This window comes from Sphingobacterium multivorum (assembly GCF_039511225.1).
In the GTDB taxonomy this organism is placed as follows: domain Bacteria; phylum Bacteroidota; class Bacteroidia; order Sphingobacteriales; family Sphingobacteriaceae; genus Sphingobacterium.
Genome location: NZ_CP154261.1, coordinates 3,188,924 through 3,210,846 on the forward strand (window position 1 = coordinate 3,188,924; position 21,923 = coordinate 3,210,846).

21 protein-coding genes are annotated in these 21,923 nt (G+C 39.7%); 13 read left to right on the forward strand and 8 right to left on the reverse strand.

Going from position 1 to position 21,923, the window contains the following annotated elements:
- Positions 1-11: 11 nt before the first annotated feature.
- The 5 genes from AAH582_RS13295 (at position 12) to coaA (ending at position 4,280) form a co-directional block, all read left to right on the forward strand.
- A complete protein-coding gene (locus AAH582_RS13295; protein ID WP_070568862.1) occupies positions 12-1,067 on the forward strand; it encodes a patatin-like phospholipase family protein in 1,056 nt (351 codons plus the stop codon).
- Between the two features lie 31 nt (positions 1,068-1,098).
- Positions 1,099-2,331, forward strand: coding sequence for a nucleoside recognition domain-containing protein (locus AAH582_RS13300; protein ID WP_046673561.1), 1,233 nt, complete (start codon positions 1,099-1,101; stop codon positions 2,329-2,331).
- 67 nt (positions 2,332-2,398) lie between these two features.
- On the forward strand, positions 2,399-2,779 hold the full coding sequence (locus AAH582_RS13305; RefSeq protein ID WP_046673562.1) for a methylglyoxal synthase: 381 nt from the start codon (positions 2,399-2,401) through the stop codon (positions 2,777-2,779).
- A 12-nt stretch (positions 2,780-2,791) separates the two neighbouring features.
- Complete coding sequence (locus tag AAH582_RS13310) at positions 2,792-3,193, forward strand: OsmC family protein (RefSeq protein ID WP_046673563.1); 402 nt, start codon at positions 2,792-2,794, stop codon at positions 3,191-3,193.
- Positions 3,194-3,320: 127 nt separating this feature from the next.
- Entirely contained in the window at positions 3,321-4,280 is a 960-nt protein-coding gene (gene coaA / locus AAH582_RS13315; RefSeq protein WP_046673564.1) for a type I pantothenate kinase, read from the forward strand.
- Positions 4,281-4,282: 2 nt separating this feature from the next.
- On the opposite strand, the gene AAH582_RS13320 is transcribed toward coaA, so the two are convergent.
- Positions 4,283-5,125, reverse strand: coding sequence for a mechanosensitive ion channel family protein (locus AAH582_RS13320; protein WP_343317953.1), 843 nt, complete (start codon positions 5,123-5,125; stop codon positions 4,283-4,285).
- A 176-nt stretch (positions 5,126-5,301) separates the two neighbouring features.
- Here AAH582_RS13320 and AAH582_RS13325 point away from each other — a divergent pair, with 176 nt between their 5' ends.
- The 4 genes from AAH582_RS13325 to AAH582_RS13340 all read left to right on the forward strand — a co-directional run bounded on the left by AAH582_RS13325 (position 5,302) and on the right by AAH582_RS13340 (position 12,413).
- Positions 5,302-7,401: a heavy metal translocating P-type ATPase gene (locus tag AAH582_RS13325; RefSeq protein ID WP_343317955.1), complete on the forward strand. Its 2,100-nt coding sequence runs from the start codon at positions 5,302-5,304 to the stop codon at positions 7,399-7,401.
- Positions 7,402-7,564: 163 nt separating this feature from the next.
- Positions 7,565-10,129: a DNA gyrase subunit A gene (gyrA, locus tag AAH582_RS13330; protein WP_046673567.1), complete on the forward strand. Its 2,565-nt coding sequence runs from the start codon at positions 7,565-7,567 to the stop codon at positions 10,127-10,129.
- An 8-nt stretch (positions 10,130-10,137) separates the two neighbouring features.
- Positions 10,138-11,238, forward strand: a complete 1,101-nt coding sequence (locus AAH582_RS13335; protein ID WP_046673568.1) for a tetratricopeptide repeat protein — start codon at positions 10,138-10,140, stop codon at positions 11,236-11,238.
- A 2-nt stretch (positions 11,239-11,240) separates the two neighbouring features.
- Positions 11,241-12,413, forward strand: coding sequence for a tetratricopeptide repeat protein (locus AAH582_RS13340; protein ID WP_046673569.1), 1,173 nt, complete (start codon positions 11,241-11,243; stop codon positions 12,411-12,413).
- Positions 12,414-12,479: 66 nt separating this feature from the next.
- Here AAH582_RS13340 and AAH582_RS13345 read toward each other — a convergent pair whose 3' ends face one another.
- Both AAH582_RS13345 and AAH582_RS13350 read right to left on the reverse strand, forming a co-directional pair.
- Positions 12,480-12,917: an FKBP-type peptidyl-prolyl cis-trans isomerase gene (locus AAH582_RS13345; RefSeq protein ID WP_313156288.1), complete on the reverse strand. Its 438-nt coding sequence runs from the start codon at positions 12,915-12,917 to the stop codon at positions 12,480-12,482.
- Between the two features lie 110 nt (positions 12,918-13,027).
- Positions 13,028-13,441 carry an OsmC family protein gene (locus AAH582_RS13350; protein ID WP_286843742.1) on the reverse strand — a complete coding sequence of 138 codons (414 nt, stop codon included), beginning with the start codon at positions 13,439-13,441 and terminating at the stop codon, positions 13,028-13,030.
- A 173-nt stretch (positions 13,442-13,614) separates the two neighbouring features.
- On the opposite strand from AAH582_RS13350, the gene AAH582_RS13355 reads away from it, so the two are divergent.
- Complete coding sequence (locus tag AAH582_RS13355) at positions 13,615-13,866, forward strand: hypothetical protein (RefSeq protein ID WP_046673571.1); 252 nt, start codon at positions 13,615-13,617, stop codon at positions 13,864-13,866.
- 52 nt (positions 13,867-13,918) lie between these two features.
- The gene (locus AAH582_RS13360) at positions 13,919-15,106 is read left to right on the forward strand and encodes an MFS transporter (RefSeq protein WP_286843741.1); all 1,188 of its coding nucleotides are present in this window, start codon (positions 13,919-13,921) and stop codon (positions 15,104-15,106) included.
- A gap of 101 nt (positions 15,107-15,207) precedes the next feature.
- Here AAH582_RS13360 and fabV read toward each other — a convergent pair whose 3' ends face one another.
- Positions 15,208-16,410 carry an enoyl-ACP reductase FabV gene (fabV, locus tag AAH582_RS13365; protein WP_112376488.1) on the reverse strand — a complete coding sequence of 401 codons (1,203 nt, stop codon included), beginning with the start codon at positions 16,408-16,410 and terminating at the stop codon, positions 15,208-15,210.
- Between the two features lie 161 nt (positions 16,411-16,571).
- Here fabV and AAH582_RS13370 point away from each other — a divergent pair, with 161 nt between their 5' ends.
- Positions 16,572-17,510 carry a DMT family transporter gene (locus tag AAH582_RS13370; protein ID WP_046673574.1) on the forward strand — a complete coding sequence of 313 codons (939 nt, stop codon included), beginning with the start codon at positions 16,572-16,574 and terminating at the stop codon, positions 17,508-17,510.
- Positions 17,511-17,517: 7 nt separating this feature from the next.
- Here AAH582_RS13370 and AAH582_RS13375 read toward each other — a convergent pair whose 3' ends face one another.
- The 3 genes from AAH582_RS13375 to AAH582_RS13385 form a co-directional block, all read right to left on the reverse strand.
- The gene (locus AAH582_RS13375; protein ID WP_343317961.1) at positions 17,518-19,308 is read right to left on the reverse strand and encodes an ABC transporter ATP-binding protein; all 1,791 of its coding nucleotides are present in this window, start codon (positions 19,306-19,308) and stop codon (positions 17,518-17,520) included.
- 243 nt (positions 19,309-19,551) lie between these two features.
- Positions 19,552-20,346, reverse strand: a complete 795-nt coding sequence (locus tag AAH582_RS13380; RefSeq protein WP_046673576.1) for a S1/P1 nuclease — start codon at positions 20,344-20,346, stop codon at positions 19,552-19,554.
- 122 nt (positions 20,347-20,468) lie between these two features.
- Positions 20,469-20,930: a DUF4268 domain-containing protein gene (locus AAH582_RS13385; protein WP_343317963.1), complete on the reverse strand. Its 462-nt coding sequence runs from the start codon at positions 20,928-20,930 to the stop codon at positions 20,469-20,471.
- A 103-nt stretch (positions 20,931-21,033) separates the two neighbouring features.
- Here AAH582_RS13385 and AAH582_RS13390 point away from each other — a divergent pair, with 103 nt between their 5' ends.
- Entirely contained in the window at positions 21,034-21,564 is a 531-nt protein-coding gene (locus AAH582_RS13390; RefSeq protein ID WP_070569098.1) for a lipocalin family protein, read from the forward strand.
- Positions 21,565-21,582: 18 nt separating this feature from the next.
- Here the strand turns inward: AAH582_RS13390 and AAH582_RS13395 are convergent, their stop codons facing one another.
- Positions 21,583-21,888: a hypothetical protein gene (locus AAH582_RS13395; RefSeq protein WP_046673578.1), complete on the reverse strand. Its 306-nt coding sequence runs from the start codon at positions 21,886-21,888 to the stop codon at positions 21,583-21,585.
- Positions 21,889-21,923 lie beyond the last annotated feature (35 nt).

Sequence of the window (21,923 nt, forward strand, 5' to 3'; positions counted from 1 at the left end):
GTTTTTAGCTTATGAAGAATATTCTCGCGCTTGACGGCGGTGGTATCCGGGGTATCATTCCTGCAATGGTTCTTGTGGCTCTCGAAGAGAAGTTGCAAAAGCAGACGATGGATCCTAATGCACGGATTGCCTCCTACTTTGACTTTATTGCGGGTACAAGCAGCGGCGGAATTCTAACGAGCATTCTCTTGTATCCGGAAGAAGGCAATCCCACGCATCCTAAATTTTCAGCTCGAGATGCGTTAAACTTATTCGTCAACCATGGAACTGAAATTTTCACGGCCTCCAAATGGCGTCGATTTCTGAGTGGATTTGGACTGGTCAGTGAGCTGTATTCGTCGAATCCATTATCGAATGTCCTGGATGAATATTTTCAAAATGCACAATTGAGCCATCTTATCAAACCATGTATCATCACTGCATATAACATTGAATTACGGAAAAATCATTTTTTCAGGCAGCAAAAAGCAATTACGCATGGCGAAGCACGGGATTTCTACCTCAAAGACGTCTGCAAGGCGACATCCGCTGCGCCCACATTTTTTCCTGTTGCAGAGATCTATTCCCTTTCAAAAACAAGATATCCGTTGATTGATGGCGGTGTGTTTGCTCAAAACCCCTCCATATGTGGTTTACTTGAAGTTTTAAAGGCTTTTAACAGCACGCAGATAAACGACATGTTTATGGTATCCTTAGGCACGGGGATGTCAAAGACAGCTTATAACTACGAACATTTTAAGAAGAAACTTGCTATACAAATCGGCCCCGCTTTAGTTGACATTATGACAAGTGCATCTTCCGAGAGTACCGAATTTTTTATTCGGCAACTATTCCAAAATAATGGCAAGCAACAAAATTATCTGCGCATAGAGCCTTCCAACTTGTCTAGTATCAATGCGTCGCTAGATGCAGCCTCGCCCAATAATATACAGAAGTTGATTTCCCTATCCGATAAAATGATCAGTGAGCACGAGGATACATTGGATTATATCGTTGCACACCTCATTAAGGAAAAGAGTCAAAATAAGAAGAAAAATCCATGGAGCCAGTTGATGGATAAGTTCTAAAAGATTACTTTTACGCATATTTTAAATCTATATGGCATTAAACTACGTTTGGGTTGCATTTTTTTTAATCACATTTGCCGTAGCCCTTGTAAAACTAATCTTTTTCGGAGATACGGAAATCTTTCAGCAAATTGTAAATTCAATCTTTGACAGTGCAAAAACGGGGGCGGAAATCTCTTTAGGGCTGATCGGCATGATGAGTTTTGCCCTTGGAATTATGAAAATTGGCGAAAAAGGCGGTATGATCAATATTTTTGCAAAAATCGTGGGCCCTTTTTTCCATAAACTATTTCCGGAAATACCCAGAAATCACCCGGCACTTGGCTCAATTCTGATGAATTTCTCGGCTAATGCGTTGGGATTAGATAATGCGGCAACGCCATTGGGCCTTAAAGCGATGAAGGAGCTCCAGGAGCTCAATCCCAATAAGGAAACCGCTACCAATGCACAGATCATGTTTATTGTCCTCAATGCATCTAGCTTAACCCTATTGCCTATTTCAATTATGGCTTATCGGAAGGAAGCTGGTGCTCCAGACCCTTCAGATGTATTTCTTCCAATTTTGATCGCAACCTTCTTTTCCACATTGGTGGCTTTGATTCTCGTTTCCATCTATCAAAAAATCAATTTATTTAACCGTGTAATTCTAGGATACCTGGGTGCAATGGGATTATTTATCGGTGGACTACTTTATTACTTTTCGGGACTGCAACAAACAGAAATTGAAATATTCAGCAAAGTATTTGGTAATGTTATTTTATTCAGCTTATTTACCTCTTTCATAGGTTTGGCTCTTTTCCGTAAAGTAAATGTGTACGATTCATTTATTGAAGGTGCCAAAGAGGGCTTCGAAGTTTCTGTAAAAATAATCCCCTATCTTGTCGCCATGCTTGTTGGTATTGCGGTATTTAGAGCATCAGGAACGATGGACTATATGGTCGCTGGAATTTCCAAAGCCATCGCATTATGTGGTCTAGACACATCTTTTGTAGACGCTTTACCGGTAGCCTTTATGAAACCGCTTAGCGGCTCCGGTGCACGTGGACTTATGGTCGATTTGATGAATGCCAAAGGTCCAATGGACTTCGCAGCCAGGGTTGCTTGTGTTATACAGGGATCGACAGAAACTACTTTTTATGTCCTCGCCGTATATTTTGGTGCAGTGGGCATAAAACGTACTAGGCATGCCTTACCATGTGCATTATTAGCCGAATTAGCCGGTGTAATCGCAGCAATAATTATCTCATACATATTTTTTAAATAACATACTTATACTACAGAAAGGTCTGCTGTTATAACAGTGTCAACTATTTACAAATTATTATATTGTGATGAAAAAAACAATCGCACTAATAGCCCACGACGGCAAAAAACCTGAAATGGTCGCATTTGTCAAAGACCACCAGGAATTATTGGAGCGCGCCAATATCATTGCCACAGGTACTACAGGCTCTTATGTCAGGCAGACAGGACTGCCTGTAGAATTAAAATTAAGTGGCCCCATGGGTGGTGATGCACAGATCGCAGCTTTAGCCGCCGAAAGAAAAGTGGACGGCATTATTTTCTTTCGCGATCCACTAGGAAAACATGCACATGAACCAGATATTCAAATGCTTATGCGTGTATGTGATCTTTACAATGTCCCTTTGGCAACAAATCCTGCAACTGGAAGCCTTATCATTGAAGGTCTATTAGAAGACGTTGAATCCTAATTTCTATCGCTTATGGACAATGAAGTAATCGTTTCAATAGGGAAAATCCCCTATACAACTACAGTACAATACGGAAAGCATCAAATAACGGTCGATGAACCTGAAGATATAGGCGGTGAAGATCAGGGCATAAACCCTACTCCATTACTGTTATCATCCTTAGGGAGCTGCAAAGCCATTACCGTCAAAATGTATGCGGACCGCAAAAATTGGCCGCTGGAAGAAGTACAGGTGCGTTTATCTTATGAGGTGCAAACAAGTGAGCAGCAGCAAACGACCTATATACAATGCTTTATCAGCTTTAAAGGAGATTTAGATGAGGTGCAAAAGCAGCGGTTGTTCAAAATTGCTGAAAAGTGCCCCGTTCATAAGATATTATCAAATCCTATTGTAATAACTTCAAATCATTTATAATGTTTCTTGGGATAACGGATAACACTATTTATATTTGTCCGCGCAAAAAAGACCTTTAATAGCTCCTAGAATAGAAAAGGTTACTTGTCCTGCAATATAGATAATTGGAATAAAAATAAAGCAAACAATGCAATTGGATCCACAAATAGCAATAGACTCGCCTTTTAGATCGATCAAACGTGAAGACTGGAAAAATTTAAACGGAAAAGTATTGCACAATTTCAGTGTCGAAGATCTGGAAAATCTCCATGCACTGAATGAACCCTTGACAAATCAGGAAATAGAAGAAGTCTACTTTCCCTTGAGTCATCTACTTGAGATTCATATTGATCGTTTCCAAAGTCTTCACCAGCGTACAAACCGCTTCTTTGGCAAGGAAGTGAGCAAACTGCCTTATATCATCGGTATAGCTGGGTCGGTTGCTGTGGGAAAAAGTACAACAGCCCGTGTGCTACAACGTGTGCTTAGTTTACTCCCGTCCAAACCGAAGGTCGATTTGGTGACCACAGACGGTTTTCTTTACCCGAATCAATATCTTATCGAACGTGGTATTCTAAACCGAAAAGGCTTTCCTGAAAGCTATGATGCTAAAAGATTGATTCATTTCCTTTCAGCAGTGAAATCAGGAGCTCCAAAAATTACGGTTCCAGTATACAGTCACCTGGTCTATGACGTGTTGCCGGACGAACAGCAACAAGTGATTGAACAACCCGACATCCTTATTGTAGAAGGGATAAATGTATTACAAGTCAATTCCCAGCGACCACGAAAGGGACATAGCGTATTCGTTTCCGACTTTTTTGATTATTCAATCTATGTACATGCCAGCGAGAAAAATCTTATTGAATGGTATACCAATCGATTTGAGTCACTGCGTGCCACTGCATTTCAAAATCCGGCTTCATTTTTCCATAAATATGCTAATATGACAGCTGATGAAAGTCACACCATGGCTGTAAATATCTGGAACGAAATTAATAAGCCCAATCTAATTAAAAACATTTTGCCAACGAGATATCGCGCCGATCTTATTTTGGAAAAAGGAAGCCACCACTTTGTTAAAAATGTCAAAGTAAGAAAGATTTGACCCTACAGTCTCGTAAACTGCAGGATTTCATTTAATATGCTGCTTTGTACCTGTTGATGTACTTTATTGCTGGACGAGATTGCACTAACCTCAACTTTATACTTGATATAATCTTTAGTCATATCGGCGACCTTAATTGTAAAACCTTCGGAATGATCTAAATTTGGATTTTTTTGTAATAATGGACTTAAATACTGTTCCAATTCCGCCACTGCAAACGAGCGATCAATCGGCAATTCGAATTTTACAACAATTTTATTTGACTTTTGGGAGGTCTTATTGACCAACGTTGCAGTAAACACCAAATTATTGGGAATCATCACAGCGTCGTCATCTTCATCGCGCACAACCAGATTAGCCAACGTAATATCCACAATTTTCCCCTGATATTCGCCGATTTTTAGGCGATCTCCTACAGAAAACTGATCCGAAAACATAATAATCAAACCAGATATCATATTCGTAATGTATTCTCTAAAAATCACAGCAATGGCCATTGCGACAATTGTCATGCTGGTGATAAAATCTTTTGGGTTAATCCCAACCGCTATCATTAGGCTGACAATAATGAAAAAGACATTGCCTACCGTGGCGACACGCGTAATTCCGAGCACAAAATTACCCCGTACAACCTGCTGCTCATTTCGGCTATTGTATAGTTTTACAAGGATAAAATGACCAATGGAGATCAGGACACTAGCTGTTAGAAAAGTATTTAAGCCGTATGCCATATTCCGGATGATCTCCCGCTGCTTATAAAAGGTTTCAAACTGAACAAAGGATGCCGTTAGCGCAATTAACAATATAATTCGGACGATAAAAGAAATTGAAATCGGTTTTGTCATTTTTACACAAGCTTAAGTTGTCTATCTAGTCAAATTTAATGTTCTCCCATTCACTATTCACGATATTTCATGTAAAATGGCTTCAAACAGGCTTGCTAAACTAAACAATTTTACTTTACGTAAAAAGCATTATCAGGAAATAGCTATCTTTGCCTAAAGACATTACATGCTATTAAATGAAGGAATCGAACGTGCAAACTGAACTTAACGTAAGCGGAATGCACTGTGCAAATTGCGCTATTTCAATCCACAAATACCTAGAAAACAACGGTGCTAAGGATATCTATGTCGATTTTGTATCAGATGAAGTGAAATTTTCGGAGATACCGCTGGAACAAATACCTGTGCTGGTCAAAGGCATTGAGTCTTTGGGTTACAAAGTTATGGAGGGTAAGGATAAGAAACCTAGCTTTTGGAAATCTATCGAGCTTAAGTTCCTCTGCTGCCTCATCTTTACGATACCCTTGTGGAGTCACATGTTTACGAATTTACCTATTCTGCATGATCCCTTTATCCAACTCGCGCTTTGTGCCCCAGTTTACATCATTGGTTTTTCCTATTTTGGCATCAGTGCATTTCGTTCCATCTGGAACAAAATGCCCAATATGGATGTACTCATCTTTATTGGATCTACAGCTGCTTTTGCCTATAGTCTCATTGGTACATATTATAATCTAGGACATGATTACCAGTTCTACGAAACATGTGCAACAATCATAACATTGGTATTTTTGGGAAATGTCCTCGAAAAAAGAGCCGTTACCAAAACCACATCAGCCATCAAAGAGCTGGTTAAATATCAAGATATACCCGCTATCAAAATTGAAAATGACCAAGAAGTCGAGCTATTAGCCCGAGAAATTAAATCCGGTGATGTTTTAAAGGTAAATTCTGGAAATCTCATCCCCGCTGATGGCGATATTTTGGAAGGACAGGCTTGGGTGGACGAATCTATGCTAACCGGAGAAAGTCTACCTATTGAAAAACTTAAGTATGATGCCGTCATTGGCGGTACCTTACTAACCGAAGGAAATATCAGAATCGTGGCGACCAAAGTTGGGTCTAAAAGTGTACTGTATCAGATTATCCAATTAATTAAAGATGCGCAGAGTAAAAAGCCACCTATTCAAAAATTCGGTGATAAAGTAGCTGCTTATTTCGTTCCAATCGTTGTGACGATATCATTTTTCACTTTTTTTGTTACTTATTTTATCGCACAATTGCCGCTGCAGCAATCCCTCATGAATGCCATAGCTACCCTTGTTGTATCCTGTCCATGCGCCATGGGGCTAGCCACACCTACTGCCGTCATGGTTGGCCTGGGAAGAGCTGCAAAAAGTGGAATACTGATCAAAGGCGGAAGCACCATCGAGGAGATGTCCGATCTGAAACAGATGGTATTTGACAAAACGGGGACCCTAACGACAGGCGATTTTAATATCAAAGCGATTCAGACCTTTGGTATCGAACAATCGCAAGTCGAATCGATCATCGCACAATTGGAGAGTTATTCGAGCCATCCGATCGCCAAGTCGATCCGAAAACAGCTCAAGGAGATAAAATCTTACCGCATTATCTTTAAAGAAGTCAATGAAATAAAAGGGAAAGGAATCTTTGCGACCGACACAAATGGAAATAACTATTCCATTTGTAATGCAAAACTTGGCGAAAAAGATTACTCCAATCGCTACGACCTTACCTTAACCATCAATGGCGTTGTAATTGCAGGCATTGTCCTCGAAGATCAGATTAAGCCCTACGCAAAGGAACTGATCCAATACCTCAAAGATAGAGGCATACGGCCTATTCTTTTGAGTGGAGATCGACAAAGCAAATGTGAACGCACAGCACAGAAGCTTGGTATTGCGGATGTATATTGGGACAAATCGCCAGAAGAAAAATTAGCAATCTTGTTCAAACTCAAAAAGAATGGCCCTACTGCAATGGTTGGTGACGGTATCAATGACGCTCCTGCATTAGCTGCTGCCGATGTTGGCATCTCGCTTGGCGATTCGACACATATTGCCATCCAATCGGCAAAGGTGGTTTTATTAAACAATGAGCTCAAATCTATTGAAAAGCTGCTGAAAATTGGTCACCATACCCTATTGACGATAAAGCAAAATCTCTTTTGGGCGTTCGCGTACAATATTGCGGCCATACCGCTTGCTGCGGTTGGCTTTCTCGGACCTATGCTTGCAGCCCTTAGCATGGCCTTTTCAGACTTAATTGTCATCGGCAATTCGATTCGGCTCCGCTTTAAAAAAATCAAATAAAAAGGATACCCCATAAGTACCAAGACAATCCATAAAAGATTGTCTTTTTTGTGTATATTAGGGCTTAAATCATTCGCTTTTGAGGTTAAATTTTTGTAACTTCGCATGCGTGGCAAGCCAGTTTAGAGGGCTTGCATACTAGTTTTATTGAAACCAAATTCATATGGCTGAAGAAACAGAAAACGACAACAATCTTGTTCCGGCAAACGACCGGATTATCCCAATTAACATCGAGGATCAGATGAAGTCTGCCTACATTGACTACTCCATGTCTGTCATTGTATCAAGAGCACTTCCTGATGCGCGTGATGGCATGAAGCCAGTACACAGACGTGTTCTTTATGGCATGCTGGACTTAGGGGTTACCAGTGGCAAGCCTTACAAAAAGTCTGCCCGTATCGTTGGTGACGTATTAGGTAAATATCACCCACATGGTGATTCATCCGTTTATGACACCATGGTTCGTATGGCTCAAGATTGGAGTTTACGTTATCCTTTGGTAGATGGTCAAGGTAACTACGGTTCCATCGATGGCGATCCACCTGCGGCGATGCGTTATACGGAGGCAAGATTAAAGAAAATTGCCGAGGAAATGCTATCTGATATCAACAAAGATACGGTTGATTTCCAAAATAACTTTGACGATTCCCTACAAGAACCAACAGTCCTTCCCACCCGTATTCCAAATCTCCTGGTCAACGGAGCTTCGGGGATTGCAGTGGGTATGGCTACAAATATGGCCCCACATAACCTATCCGAGGTTATCGATGGTACAATCGCTTTTATTGATAATCGTGATATCGAGGTTTCGGAATTGATGCAGCACATCAAAGGTCCGGACTTCCCTACAGGTGCATTAATCTACGGCTATGCTGGGGTTCAAGATGCTTGTAATACAGGTCGTGGCCGTATTGTTATGCGTGCAAAAGCTGAAATAGAAGCAACCAAATCGGGTAGAGAGCAGATTATCGTCACCGAAATTCCTTATCAAGTGAACAAGGCGAATATGATCGAGCGTACAGCCGAATTAGTTAACGAAAAGAAATTAGAAGGAATTTCTGCTATTCGTGATGAATCTGACCGTACCGGGATGCGTATTGTGTACGACATCAAGCGCGATGCAAATGCAAATGTTGTTTTAAACAATTTGTTTAAATACACAGCGCTACAAACTTCATTTTCAGTAAACAACATTGCTTTAGTTAAAGGAAGGCCAATGCTGTTGAATCTGAAAGACATGATTCACGAGTTTGTGGAGCATAGACATGAGGTAATCGTTAGACGTACACGCTATGAGCTGGCGGAAGCTGAAAAACGTGCTCATATTCTAGAGGGGTATTTAATTGCCTTGGATCATTTGGATGAAGTCATCAAATTGATCCGTAATTCGGATACTCCGGAAGATGCACGCCTTGGATTAATGGAGAAATTTGGCCTATCCGATCTTCAGGCTCGCGCAATCCTTGATATGACTTTACGTCGTCTAACAGGACTAGAACGTGATAAGATTAAAGAGGAATATGCTGAATTGATGAAAACAATTGACTATTTAAAATCGATATTGGAAGACGAGGGACTTCGTATGAAAATTATCAAAGATGAGTTAATTGAAATCAAAGAAAAATACGGTGACGAACGTAGATCCCAGATTGTACACTCTGCTGAAGATATGCGTATGGAAGATTTTATTGATGATGAAGAAATCGTTATCACAATCTCCCATAATAGTTACGTAAAACGTACACCATTATCCGAATATAAACGTCAGGGTCGCGGTGGCCGCGGATCAATTGGCACAAATACACGCGAAGAAGATTTTACCGAACATATCATTACAGCCTCGGCACATAATTATATGCTGCTATTTACAGAGGCAGGTCGCTGTTTCTGGTTGCGTGCATTTGAGATTCCTGAAGGAAGCCGTACTTCTAGAGGTCGAGCACTTCAAAATATCATCAACGTTCCAAAAGAAGAGAAAATAAAGGCTTTCATCCTGGTGAAGAACCTGAAAGACCAAGATTATTTGGAAAACAACTTCATTATTATGTGTACCAAAAAAGGTACGATTAAGAAGACGTCTTTGGAGGCCTATTCTCGTCCAAGAGCAAATGGTATCAATGCGATCAATATCAATGAAGGCGATCAATTGATTGAGGCTTGTTTGACTACTGGAAGCAGCGAAATTGTCATGGCACTCCGTTCTGGTCGCGCAATTCGTTTCAATGAATCTACGGTTCGTCCAATGGGCAGAACGGCAACAGGTGTACGTGGTATTACCTTGGCAGCGGAAAGCGATGAGGTGATTGGCATGATTAGTGTGAATGATTCGGAAACTACCGTGTTGGTCGTTTCTGAAAAAGGATACGGAAAACGTACAGATATCGAGGATTATCGCGTAACGAATCGTGGTGGTAAAGGTGTGAAAACAATTAATGTCACCGATAAGACAGGCGAACTCGTTGCAATTAAAGGCGTTACAGATAACGAAGATTTAATGATCATCAACAAATCTGGTATTGTTATCCGCATTGCTGTAGAAGAATTAAGAGTAATGGGACGTGCAACACAAGGTGTAAGGCTCATTAATTTGAAAGATAACGATGAGATCGCGTCTATTACGAAAGTCGATCGTGAAGAAGAGTCTGAAGAAGAGTCTGAACTGACCGAAGAGTCAACAGAAAATGGCGATTCGACTTCTGAAGAAAACACGGACTTAAACGAAGAATAAATAGTCTAATGAAAAACTTACTGATATCATTGTTAATATCTGCAAGTAGTTTAACTGTTGTTGCCCAATCCAATTTGAAAGAGGGCAGCAACAGTTTTGCTTTATATACCAAAACTGGCGAGTTTAAAAATCTCGAAAATGCGCGAAAGTTTGCAGACGCTGCCTTCCAATCGAAAAAAGATTCAGCTTCTGTCAACAATAACCTTCTGAGAGCCTTGGTATATAGCTCCTTGGCAGTTGCAGATTCGACAAGGAAGCAGTCGTATAAAATGGATCCTATCGACGTATCCATCAAATCACTCAAGCTTCTGGATCAAAAAAAAGCACGTCGAAACTTTCCTGCGGAGATGGATTATATTCGTCAAAATCTTGCTGGAGCGATCTCCTATCAGGGGGCTTTGGCTTTAAAAGATGGCAAATTTGATAAAGCTTATAAAGCTTACCTTCGAATAGATTCACTTGGCTTCAAAAATAATGATCTCAAATATAATCTGGCTGTACTCTCCGGCAAGAATAAAGATTATATGAATTCGATCAAATATTATGACGAACTTATTAAAAGTGAACATCCAAAGCCTAATTACTTTCTTGAATTAGCACAGATTTATTCGCTCGGAGGTACTAAACAGGATGTCTTGAACGTTCTTGAAAAAGGACATGCTATATTTCCTGAAAATAAACAGATACTTTTTAGATTAATTGATGTGTATTCAGCCAATAATTCTTATGACGCTATCTTAAATGTCATTGCTGATGCCATCCGTTTAGAGCCTGAAAATGTCGAACTGAATTATATTGCAGGCTATTCTTACGAAAATGCCAATGATATAAAACGAGCGAAAGAATATTATAATAATGTATTACGATTGGATCCGAATAATTATGAATCTAATCTTGCATTAGGGCTAATCAATCTGGAGACTTTATTAAAGGAACCTTCCAACCAGGATATACAAGAGTTGACCATCGAGTATCTGTTGAAGGCAAATGAGATTAAACCCTATGATGTCAATGCGCTTAAAGCTTTGGCTAAATATTATAAGCTTATTGATGACGCATCACAATTAGACAGAGTGAATTTATTATTGAATCAATTAACAGTTAAATAGATATGAATTTAAAATCTCTATTATTATTAGCAGCAATAGGTACTGTATCTACCTCAGTTTCTTTTGCGCAGACGGGCAATGTTAAAAAGGCAAAATCTGCCCTAGCGAAATTCCAAGAATTGAAAGACGCTGGTACGGTTCAATTGGGTATTCCTAATTTGAAATCGGCGAAAGAAGCTATTGACGCAGCTGTTGTCAATGACAAAACAAAAGATAATGCGGAAGCGTGGACGGTATATGCATTGGTAAATGCAAACCTATCAACAATAGATAAGTCATCTGAATTAGCGAAATTGGCGGAGGACGGAATTGCAAAAGCAAAACAGCTGGATACGGACGGTGCGAATAAAGCGAATATTACTGTTGCAGAGCAAATTCTGGGACAATATAATTTCAATTTGGGAGCAGAAGCATATCAAGCACAAAAATATGCTGAATCGTACAGCTCTTTTACAAAAGCGTTGACTTATCTTCCTGGAGATACATTAGTTACTTATTACAGCGGTGTTGCAGCGCTATCAAATAAGGATTATAAGAATGCTGTGGAACGCTATAAGGAACTCATTCCAAGAAAAGATTTCTCTTCGCATAAAACAATTATGGTCGATCTACCGAAATTGTACCTCTCTATGCAAGATACAACTTCAGCACTTGAATATGCCAAAAAAGCGGCTGAAGCTTATCCAGATGATAATGCGGCGATGACTCAAAACATCGAATTGAATCTGATTACAGGCCACGAAAAAGAAACAATTGATGCTATCACTGCACAATTAGCAAAAGATCCAAACAATAAAAGCTTAAATTATTACTTAGGCATAGCCCAATCTTCAGCGAAAAACGAAGAAGCAGCAGTTGCAGCATACAAAAAAGCATTGGAGATTGATCCTAACTTTTTTGAAGCCAATACAAATTTAGCAATCACGTTGATGAACAAAACACGTGAAAAATTAAATGTTGTTAATAATAACAGAAAATTGACGCAAGCGCAATATGATGCAGAATTAAATAAAATTAAAGCTGAATTAAAGCCAGTGCTTCCTTACTTAGAGAAAGCAGTTTCTTTGCAACCAAAAAATGTAGATGCTTTAACGAACTTAAAGAACTACTATATTTTTATGCAAGACGAAGCTAAAACGGCCGAGATCAATGCTAAGATCAAAGAAGTGGAGTAAAAAATAAACTTCCATAAAAAAGCCCGCATCTGATGACGCGGGCTTTTTTATGGAAGTTTTTTAGGGTTAAGCTAAAATCGCAATTAACTCAATCTGAAATATCAACGTACATTCTCCTCCTTTTCGAGGTAACAACTCTTCCTTTCCATAAGCCAGTTTTGGTGGAAGGCACACCTCCCAGATTGATCCAACCGGCATCATTGAAATCGCTTCTTGCCAACCCACAATGAGTTCATTAATATAAAACGTTTCGGGGCGCTTCCGCTTATACGAACTATCGAATACAGTTCCGTCTAGAAGCTCGCCTTTATAATGGCAGATAACTTTAGCCGACTTCTTGGGAATTTGCCCCGCCCCCTTTGTTAATACCTTATAATGCAAACCCGATGCGCATACGACTACTCCTTCTTGCTGGGCATACTTTTCCAAAAATGCCTTTCCAGCTTCCAGATTCTTTTCCGCAAGCGCTGCTGAACTTAACTTATTTTTCTTTCTCTGAACCAAAACTCAATGGATTAAAATTCAATATTGCTAATTATTTATGTTAGCCTCAAAAATAACAGCTTTTTCTCCTTTTAACGAAAAAAGACCAAGTTTTTGTTCGATAGAATATCTTATGAAAGGAGCTTTGCATCCAAGGTTTTTTCGAAACTGAATGCCTTACTCACCGGACAGTTTTCCTTCGCTTTATGCGCTATTGTTTGAAACTCAGTTTCGCTTATCGTTGGCACCTTTCCTTGCAGTTCAAGTTCAGATCGCACAATTGAACCATTCTCGAACACGATTGTAGAAACTGTTGTTAGTTCTTCCGGAACAAAACCGGCCTCAGAAAGAAAAGCACTCAATTGCATGGTGAAACATCCTGCATGTGCTGCTGCCAATAATTCTTCGGGATTTGTCCCCACACCATTTTCAAACCGTGTCGAAAATGAATATTGCGTATGATCCAACGCTGTACTGTCTGTAGTCAGGCTACCTTTTCCTTCTTTCAGATTGCCGTTCCATTGGGCTGTTGCTTTTCTTCTCATGTTTTCTATGCTAATTATTTAATTTTTCTAACGTTAATTTCTCCTGTCGCGATTCTAGCCTTTCAGGTATCTTTTATAGAACAAATAGCCGATCAAAAAGTTGTACACTATTGAATAATTGATGTCGCATTTTGAACGGCGCTTACGTTAACAATTGTATTAAAACTAAACTCATGAATAAATTATTGTACCTTTTTATCCTTGTAATCGCCTTTAATTCATGTAAAACTCGTCAAGTCAAAGAACAGGCTTTGATACAGGACTGTCCTGAAGAGAAGATTGTCAATAAAATACCTGGTCCCCCAGTAAAGGGCGAATCTGAAAAAGTTTACTATATCTATCAAGGCAAAAGAATTTCACCAAAACAATTTGACCAAGAATGGCTCGAGAAAAATTGTGATATTAAAGAGACAGTTGTTTATTGATTTTATTTCTTAAAACAAGCATAAAGACGTAATTTCGCCTAAAATTTTTATAATGACAATTTCTCTTCGGGAGGTCAATCAAAAGATTTTAGGCTACGTCTCTTTAACTTTCCTTGGTTACCTCACAATCGGCCTATCGCTTGCTACCCTCCCCATCTTTATTCATCAAACTTTAGGATTTAATACTATTATTGCGGGACTCGTTATTAGCGTTCAATATATCGCTACTTTCCTACTACGCGGTTATGCAGGAAAAATTGTGGACACCAAGGGCCCCAAGATTTCCGTTCTGCGCAGCATGTTATTTTTTGCATTATCCGGACTCCTTTTATTGCTTGTTTTTCTATTCCGGTCTCAGCCTCTGCTCAGTTTGGGTCTCCTACTTATTACCCGCTTGTTTACTGGAATTGGAGAGGGTCTAGTGGGTGCGAGCCCTATAAATTGGGCATTAATGGAGCTCGGCGACGAACATGCCGCAAAAGCGATCTCTTTCAACGGAATAGCCAGCTATGGTGCATTGGCTATTGGTGCGCCCTTGGGTGTGTTGCTGGTGGATCATATCAATTATGAAGCTTTGGCTCTATTGACCAGTGCTATTGGTCTGCTCGGCTATTTTTATTGCCGCGCAAAAACACCCTATCAAGTGGCGGGTAAAAAGGCTGAAAAAGTGAGTTTTAAACGCGTATTGCTTTTAGTAGCTCCCTTTGGAATTTGTCTTGCTTTAGGTGGTCTGGGGTTTGGCAGCATCTCCACTTTTATGACGCTTTACTATGAACATTTCAATTGGGAAAATGGGGCAGCGTGCTTAACTTTATTTGGCGTATTTTTTATTTTAACACGGCTAATTTTCAATAAGGTCATTGACCAATATGGTGGGCTCAAGGTTGCCTTAGTTAGTCTTTTCGTTGAAACAGTAGGCCTCACGGTTATCGCCGTGGCAATTGATCCCTTATGGACCCTATTGGGCGCTGCGTTAACGGGTTTTGGCTTCTCACTGGTATTTCCTGCGCTTGGTGTCGAAGCCATTAAACGGGTAGACCAAAGTCAACAAGGCTCTGCTCTGGCTGCTTATGGGCTATTTATTGATATTTCACTTGGCATCACAGGTCCATTAATTGGCTTTGTGGCCAATAATAGGGGGATGACAGCGATATACCCATTTAGTACCATGATGGTCTGCATTGGTTTTGCCGTTGTTGGAAACCTACTCTATCAAAAACAGCGGGAGCTGACACCATAGTCTCCACTAAACATCCGTACATCGTATCAAAGATATACCTACAAAAAGAGCGGTGAATGTTTAAACATTCACCGCTCTTTTTGTAGGTATATTCGTTAAAGTTAACCTTCAATACTAGGTACGCCAACAACTTCATTGGTATCAGCATTGTAATCGATACCCTCAAAATTGAAACCGAACAAATTGAAAAACTCGTTACGATAACCCTCAATATCTGAAATTTCGGCTAAATTTTCAGTTGTTGCTTTCTCCCACAATGCTGCAACTTCAGCCTGAACATCTTCACGCATTTCTAAGTCATCAACACGGATACGACCTTTCTCATCAAGCAATACTTTACCGTCAGCAGTATAAAGTCGCTCAGCAAACAAACGTTGCATTTGCTCTATTGTACCTTCGTGAATTCCTTTTTCCTTCATGACTTTATACAATAAAGAAATGTATAAAGGAACAACAGGAATAGCTGAGCTTGATTGCGTAACCAGAGCTTTATTTACCGATACATAGGATACACCATTAATATCGCTCAAAATCGCATTTATGGCAGGCACTGTGCCTTCTAAATCATCCTTCGCACGACCAATCGTACCATTACGGTAAATTGGATAAGTAAGTTCAGGACCTATGTAAGAATAGGCAACTGTTTTCGCTCCATCAGCTAACACACCAGCAGCCTTAAGATCTTCGATCCAAAACTTCCAGTCTTCTCCACCCATAACAGCTACAGTATTCGCAATATCTTCTTCATTTTCAACAGGCTGAATGGTAATATCTGAAATTACACCCGTATGGAAATCTACCGTTTTGTTGGTAAATGGTTCTTGTATCGGTTTCAAAACAGAAGCATGTGCTACGCCTGTTTTTGGATGCGTACGGCGTGGTGATGCCAAACTGTAAACCACTAAATCAACCTGTCCCAGATCCTTTTTAATAAGTTCAATAGTTTGTTTTTTCACTTCGTCCGAAAAAGCGTCACCATTGATACTTTTGGCATATAATCCCGCCTCATGGGCTTCTTTCTCAAAAGCTGCGGAATTGTACCATCCAGCAGTCCCGGGCTTGCCTTCTGCCGCAGGTTTTTCAAAAAATACACCGATTGTAGCAGCTCCAGAACCAAATGCTGCAGAAATCCGAGATGCAATACCAAATCCAGTAGAAGCACCGATTACCAATACTTTCTTTGGACCATTCGCGATCTCACCTTTGGATTTCACGTATTCAATTTGATTTTTAATGTTTTGCGCAGCCCCTTGTGGATGCGAGGTTAAACAAATAAAACCTCTAGTTCTTGGTTGTATAATCATCTTGATTAATTTTCTTACTACTTGTTTTATTGATTAGGCAAAATAAGGAATTTTAAATGAGAAAATCGCGATAAAAATCAATTAGTTTTTGTTTCATTTTCATTTAAACGGACATTTGCTTACTTTCACAAAGTTAAGTATACATCGCATTCCACTTATTTATGCCAATCCAATTTACAATAAAAAAGAATAAAAAAAATGCACTTTTTTTAGGAACGCTAGCCGCCTTATTTTTTGCCAGTACCTTCGTTCTAAACCGCATTATGGCCGTGTCCGGTGGAAGCTGGCAATGGACAGCCTCCTTACGGTTTATTTGGATGCTCCCAGTCTTACTTATCATTGTTGCCATAAGAGGAAACCTCATCGATTTACTTAAAGAAATCAGATCCAACCTTTGGCAATGGCTTCTTTGGAGTACCATCGGATTCGGACTGTTCTATGCGACGCTTACCTATGGCGCAAATTATGGCCCATCTTGGCTCGTAGCCAGCACTTTCGAATTCACCATTATAGCCGGCATGTTTATTGGTCCGCTGCTCGAAAAGAAAGGTCAGCGAAAAAGCATATCAAAAGCTTCACTCCTCTTCTCCATTCTAATTTTTTTAGGTATTCTTTTGATGCAAATTTCAGAAGCCCAGTCAACCTCCTTAAACAGCATGTTATTGGGAACCATCCCTGTATTGATCGGTGCCATTGCCTATCCCTTAGGTAACCGTAAAATGATGAAAATATCAAATAATAGGTTAGATGCTTTTCAACGCACGCTCGGGATGACGCTCTGTAGTATGCCATTTTGGATTATCCTGAGTCTATTTGGCTATTCTGATCATGGTTTACCAACTGATAGCCAGCTCTTCCAAACCTTTTTAGTGGCCATTTGTTCGGGGGTGATTGCAACACTTTTATTTTTCTCAGCTACTGATTTCGTTCATCACGATCATAAAGCCTTAGCAGCTGTAGAGGCAACACAGGCCATGGAAGTTATTTTTACGCTGCTAGGCGAAATTCTCATCTTGCAGGCGGCACTTCCAAATGTATATTCCTGTATGGGTATTGTATTGGTGGTCATTGGCATGATACTCCATAGTCGCACAAGTTAATAATGCCCTACCTTTCATCTGCTTGTAATGTTCTGCTTATTTTACTCAGGTTTAAGCTGTTGGCCATTGCCGAGAAAATATCATAATAGGTTCCTTTATGTGCGTATAGATCTTCATGTTGTCCTTTCTCCACCACCATCCCCTTTTCCATGACCACAATAGCATTGGAATCGATGATCTGGGAGATACTGTGGGAAACGATAATTACTGTACGGTCTTTCTTTATGGCATCCAAACTATTTTTAATCTGTTCGGTCGCAATGGCGTCCAAATTAGCCGTAGGCTCGTCGAGAAAAATAATCGGTGGATTTTTTAAAAACAAACGAGCTATAGCGATCCGCTGCTGCTGCCCCCCTGACAGCGATTGCGCATCTGAATCGTAACCTTTGGGCAAATCCATAATCTGCTCATGGATATAGGCCTTTTTGGCCGCTTCAATGATCTCTTCCCTGGAACTTCCCATTTTACCATATTCAATATTTTCAAAGATAGTTCCTTTAAAAATATGATTCCGTTGCAATACCATACCGATATGTCGACGGAGAAACGCTGTATCGTATTTTGCCAAGTCTACCCCGTCCAAAAAAATTTGCCCACTGGTGGGTTCATAAAATTTATCCAATAAGTTGATAATCGTACTTTTCCCGGCTCCACTCAGCCCCACTAATGCCGTAATTTCATTTGGCTTGATCTCAAAATTCACATCCTTTAAAGCAACCGTCCCATTCGGATATTCAAAAAATACATTCCGTAGCGCCAAATGTCCTTTTATCTGTGCCGGCTTATAATCTCCCTTTGATTCTATATACTCGTCAGATTCCAAAATTTCAAAGAAAGATTCCGAATAGACCAGGGCATCGTTTACCTCATCATAAATCCGGTGCAGCTGACGAATCGGCGCCGAAACGTTATTAAATAACATAATATGAAACATAATCGCACCAATGGTAATTTGGCCGGAGAGAACAAGATAGGCCGTTAAAACAATAATTATCACAACGGCAATCTGTTCTACGAAATTTTTAATGCTATCGTAAAAAAAACTTGTTTTTCGAGTTTCCATTTGATTCTCAGTCATTTCATATTGAATCTTTTCATGACGTTTCGCTTCTTCTGGCTCTCGAACGAAAGATTTAATTACCAAAATTGAATCGATCAAACTAATGATCCGATTATTTTTCGACTCCCGGTATTTGCGCATCTGCCTCCTAAAGCCCGTCAATCTGGAGGCTTGGGTCTGACTAATATAAAGATACAAGGGAATAACAGCCAATCCCACTAGACCTACGTATACATTAGCGTAGAACATACAGATTAATGCAATGATTGCATTGGCAAACAAAGGCAGAATATCAATAAAGAAATTTTGGACCAGACGTGTCAACGAACTAATCCCGGCATCTATCCGGGTAGCCAATTTCCCACTTTCATTGTCGGTTGAGGTATAGAAGGCTAACTTATAGGTTAAAATACGGTTTACAATGGATTGAGAAAAGTCACGTGCGATATAAATGCGAAGTTTCTCCCCGTAAAATTTCTGACCAAATTGCACAAAAGCGTAGACAATTTCTTTAATTAGTAAAATAATACTGATTATACCAACAAGATACATGCCTTTCGATAAAGGCTCCTTGGCGACCATCAGCCCATTAATTTGATCGACGGTATAACGTAAAATAAATGCGTTTATTTGCGCTGCGAAAGACCCCACTACCGTTAATAGCAACGTATAAATAATCAGCTGACGATAAGGTTTGGCAAAGGGAACAATTTTCTTAAATAATTGTGGGATAGTCATTGAAATCGATTTTAATACACAGAAAACAATTAAGTTACGGACATTGTTTAACTGAAAGCATACAATCATTTTGATCGCAGCGCAGGGCTGACCTAAATTAGGAAGATATCCAAAGCGTGAAGCCAGCTTCTTTGATAATCGAATAACTTAAACGGTACTGTCAGGAATAGGTTTGGAATTACATAAAACAGGGCTATCCAAAATAGATAGCCCTGTTTTATGTCAAGTGATAGCCACGCTACATTAACCAAAAATCCGATTTAACACTTTGGCAAGGCGTAAACCACCTTTGAGCATACATTGCTCCATAATATCTTTGTTTTGATAGACATAGGAGTAGGATAAATTGGCATTATTAGCTACGTCAGCGTAAATCTTTTCAGCTAATTGATTTGATTCATACAACCAATTCGAGAGTTCTCCAGCCGCTAACTGCGCATTCTCTTTTTTATTGTTCACATCTAAAACAGTTGCAAACTCGGTGTAACTATACTTCTCATTATCAACCAAATCGCTATCCCATACACGGTGAATATTTGACTTTTTTCCAAACCAGCTTACTTCAATCTTATTGCCTCCTTGATCCTCAGCACGGCTAACGTGCATGGGTTGATGCGCATCGCCCAAAATATGGATCAAGAAATAGAGGTTTTGCTTTTGCTGATCCATTGGAAGAGTTTTATCTGCAAACGACTTCTCAATACGTAGCGCTGTCTTATAAAGATTCTCGTCGGCTGAACTTTCTAAACCCAATTGAAAATCAGCCCAGGGTAAATTCGAGTTTAAATTGATAAAATGGGAATTTCCCAGTTTTTTAAATTCAGGATTGGGATCTGATTTAATAAAATCTCCCCAGTTGGCCCAATAAGCCAGTTTCTGTTTTCCAATAATTTTCCCTATATTTTTTTTGGCTTTTTTTGTCAAATGGCGTTCCGCAATTTCGGCCACGACACGATGCCCTGTTGTACCCCACGCAAATACCGAAGAAAGCTGAAAACACATTGCCATTGCCAGCAAACCCTTAATCATTTTTTTCATTAGATTGTTGTTTTAAATGATGACGAAGTTCTTACCTGTAAAAAACGCTGTTCTCTCCACAAACTGGAGTTGAAAAGCGGAATCAAACCTGTAATAACTCATCTTACTATACTAAATGTTAATTATTTGAAAATATCGAAGGTATACTTCGCTGAGGACCAAAACTCATCCAGCGCAATTATTCGAGGCTTAAAAAAAGAAATGAGCTCAGCCCAGTCTGTCTCTTTAAAAACGCTGTAACCTGTTAAGCTCGTGTAGATCCGACAAATCGGTTTCCCATATTCGTCCGTTCCGTCCAAGTCCCAAATCCACTCCTCTCCAAGAAGATCCTGCAACAACACTTTAAACTGAAGAAATTGTTCTGCCATCAATGCCCTCAGTCCAGCATCAGGTTGTGACCACTGTATCGCAACAGTTGCCACTTTGTTATCCGCATCCATTTTGAAGTATAAATGCTTAATGCCTGTCTTGTAGTTGATCCAATTTACCTTATCCCCATCTGCAGATGCATGTAAAGCCATAAATTGGCCAAACTTCGTCCAGAATAACTGTTTTAACTGTTTTATCTCTTCCCTTGAATACACCGATACAAATTTTAGTCAACAAAATTAGCAAAATAGCACGGTATGTCTAAACCTTATTGGTATCAAAATTGTTGTTTTAACAATATATATTCGAAAGATGAACATGGATAAGAAAAAATCACTGTTACTGTTAGCTGGCGTCGCACTTAGCGCGGTGGCCTATAATGCCTTTAAGCCCGTCATCTCGCGACCTGACGTCGTAGATCCATTTGACTTGGATAAATACCTTGGAAAATGGTATGAAATAGCTAGACTCGATTTTTATTGGGAAAAAGGCTTAAGTCAAGTTTCGGCAGAATACAGCAAAAATAAAAATGGTACAATACGTGTCAATAACCAAGGGTACTCCGAAGACAAAGAACGCTGGAAACAGTCTATCGGAAAAGCTAAATTTGTCAACAGCCCCAATGAAGGTGCACTTAAAGTGTCGTTCTTTGGACCGTTTTACAGTGGCTATAATATCGTAAAAATAACGTCGGATTATAAGTATGCACTTATTTTTGGGGACAACCTCGATTATATGTGGATTTTGGGCCGTGAGAGGGAAATTCCAGATAAAATAAGAAATGAATTTTTAACCTATGCCCTCCAATGTGGATATAAAACAGGCGATCTGGTGTGGACCAAGCACTAATCCTGTATAGATCAAACCTTAGTTAAAGATCGGGGCCAATAGCTGATAGTTTAACGTCTTGTCCTGCGAGAGCACATCGGCTATTTCTTCAATATCCTCTGGGGTAATTGCATTTCTGATACCTGCATTGTAAAGGTTCGTAAGGAAAAATGCAGCTTCACGTTTTTCGTTAAGCGGCAAAATTGAACTCCCGACATAGAAATTTAATACAGATACAGCATATTCGCCAAACAGGTTAAAACCGAAATCACCATTTTTCTGGAGGCAATAACGCATCATTTTTTCAAAATCAGAACGCAAAGTATCTTTAATCTCAGTAGTCATTGAACATCGTTTTAGAGGCATAGTTGCCGAAAATA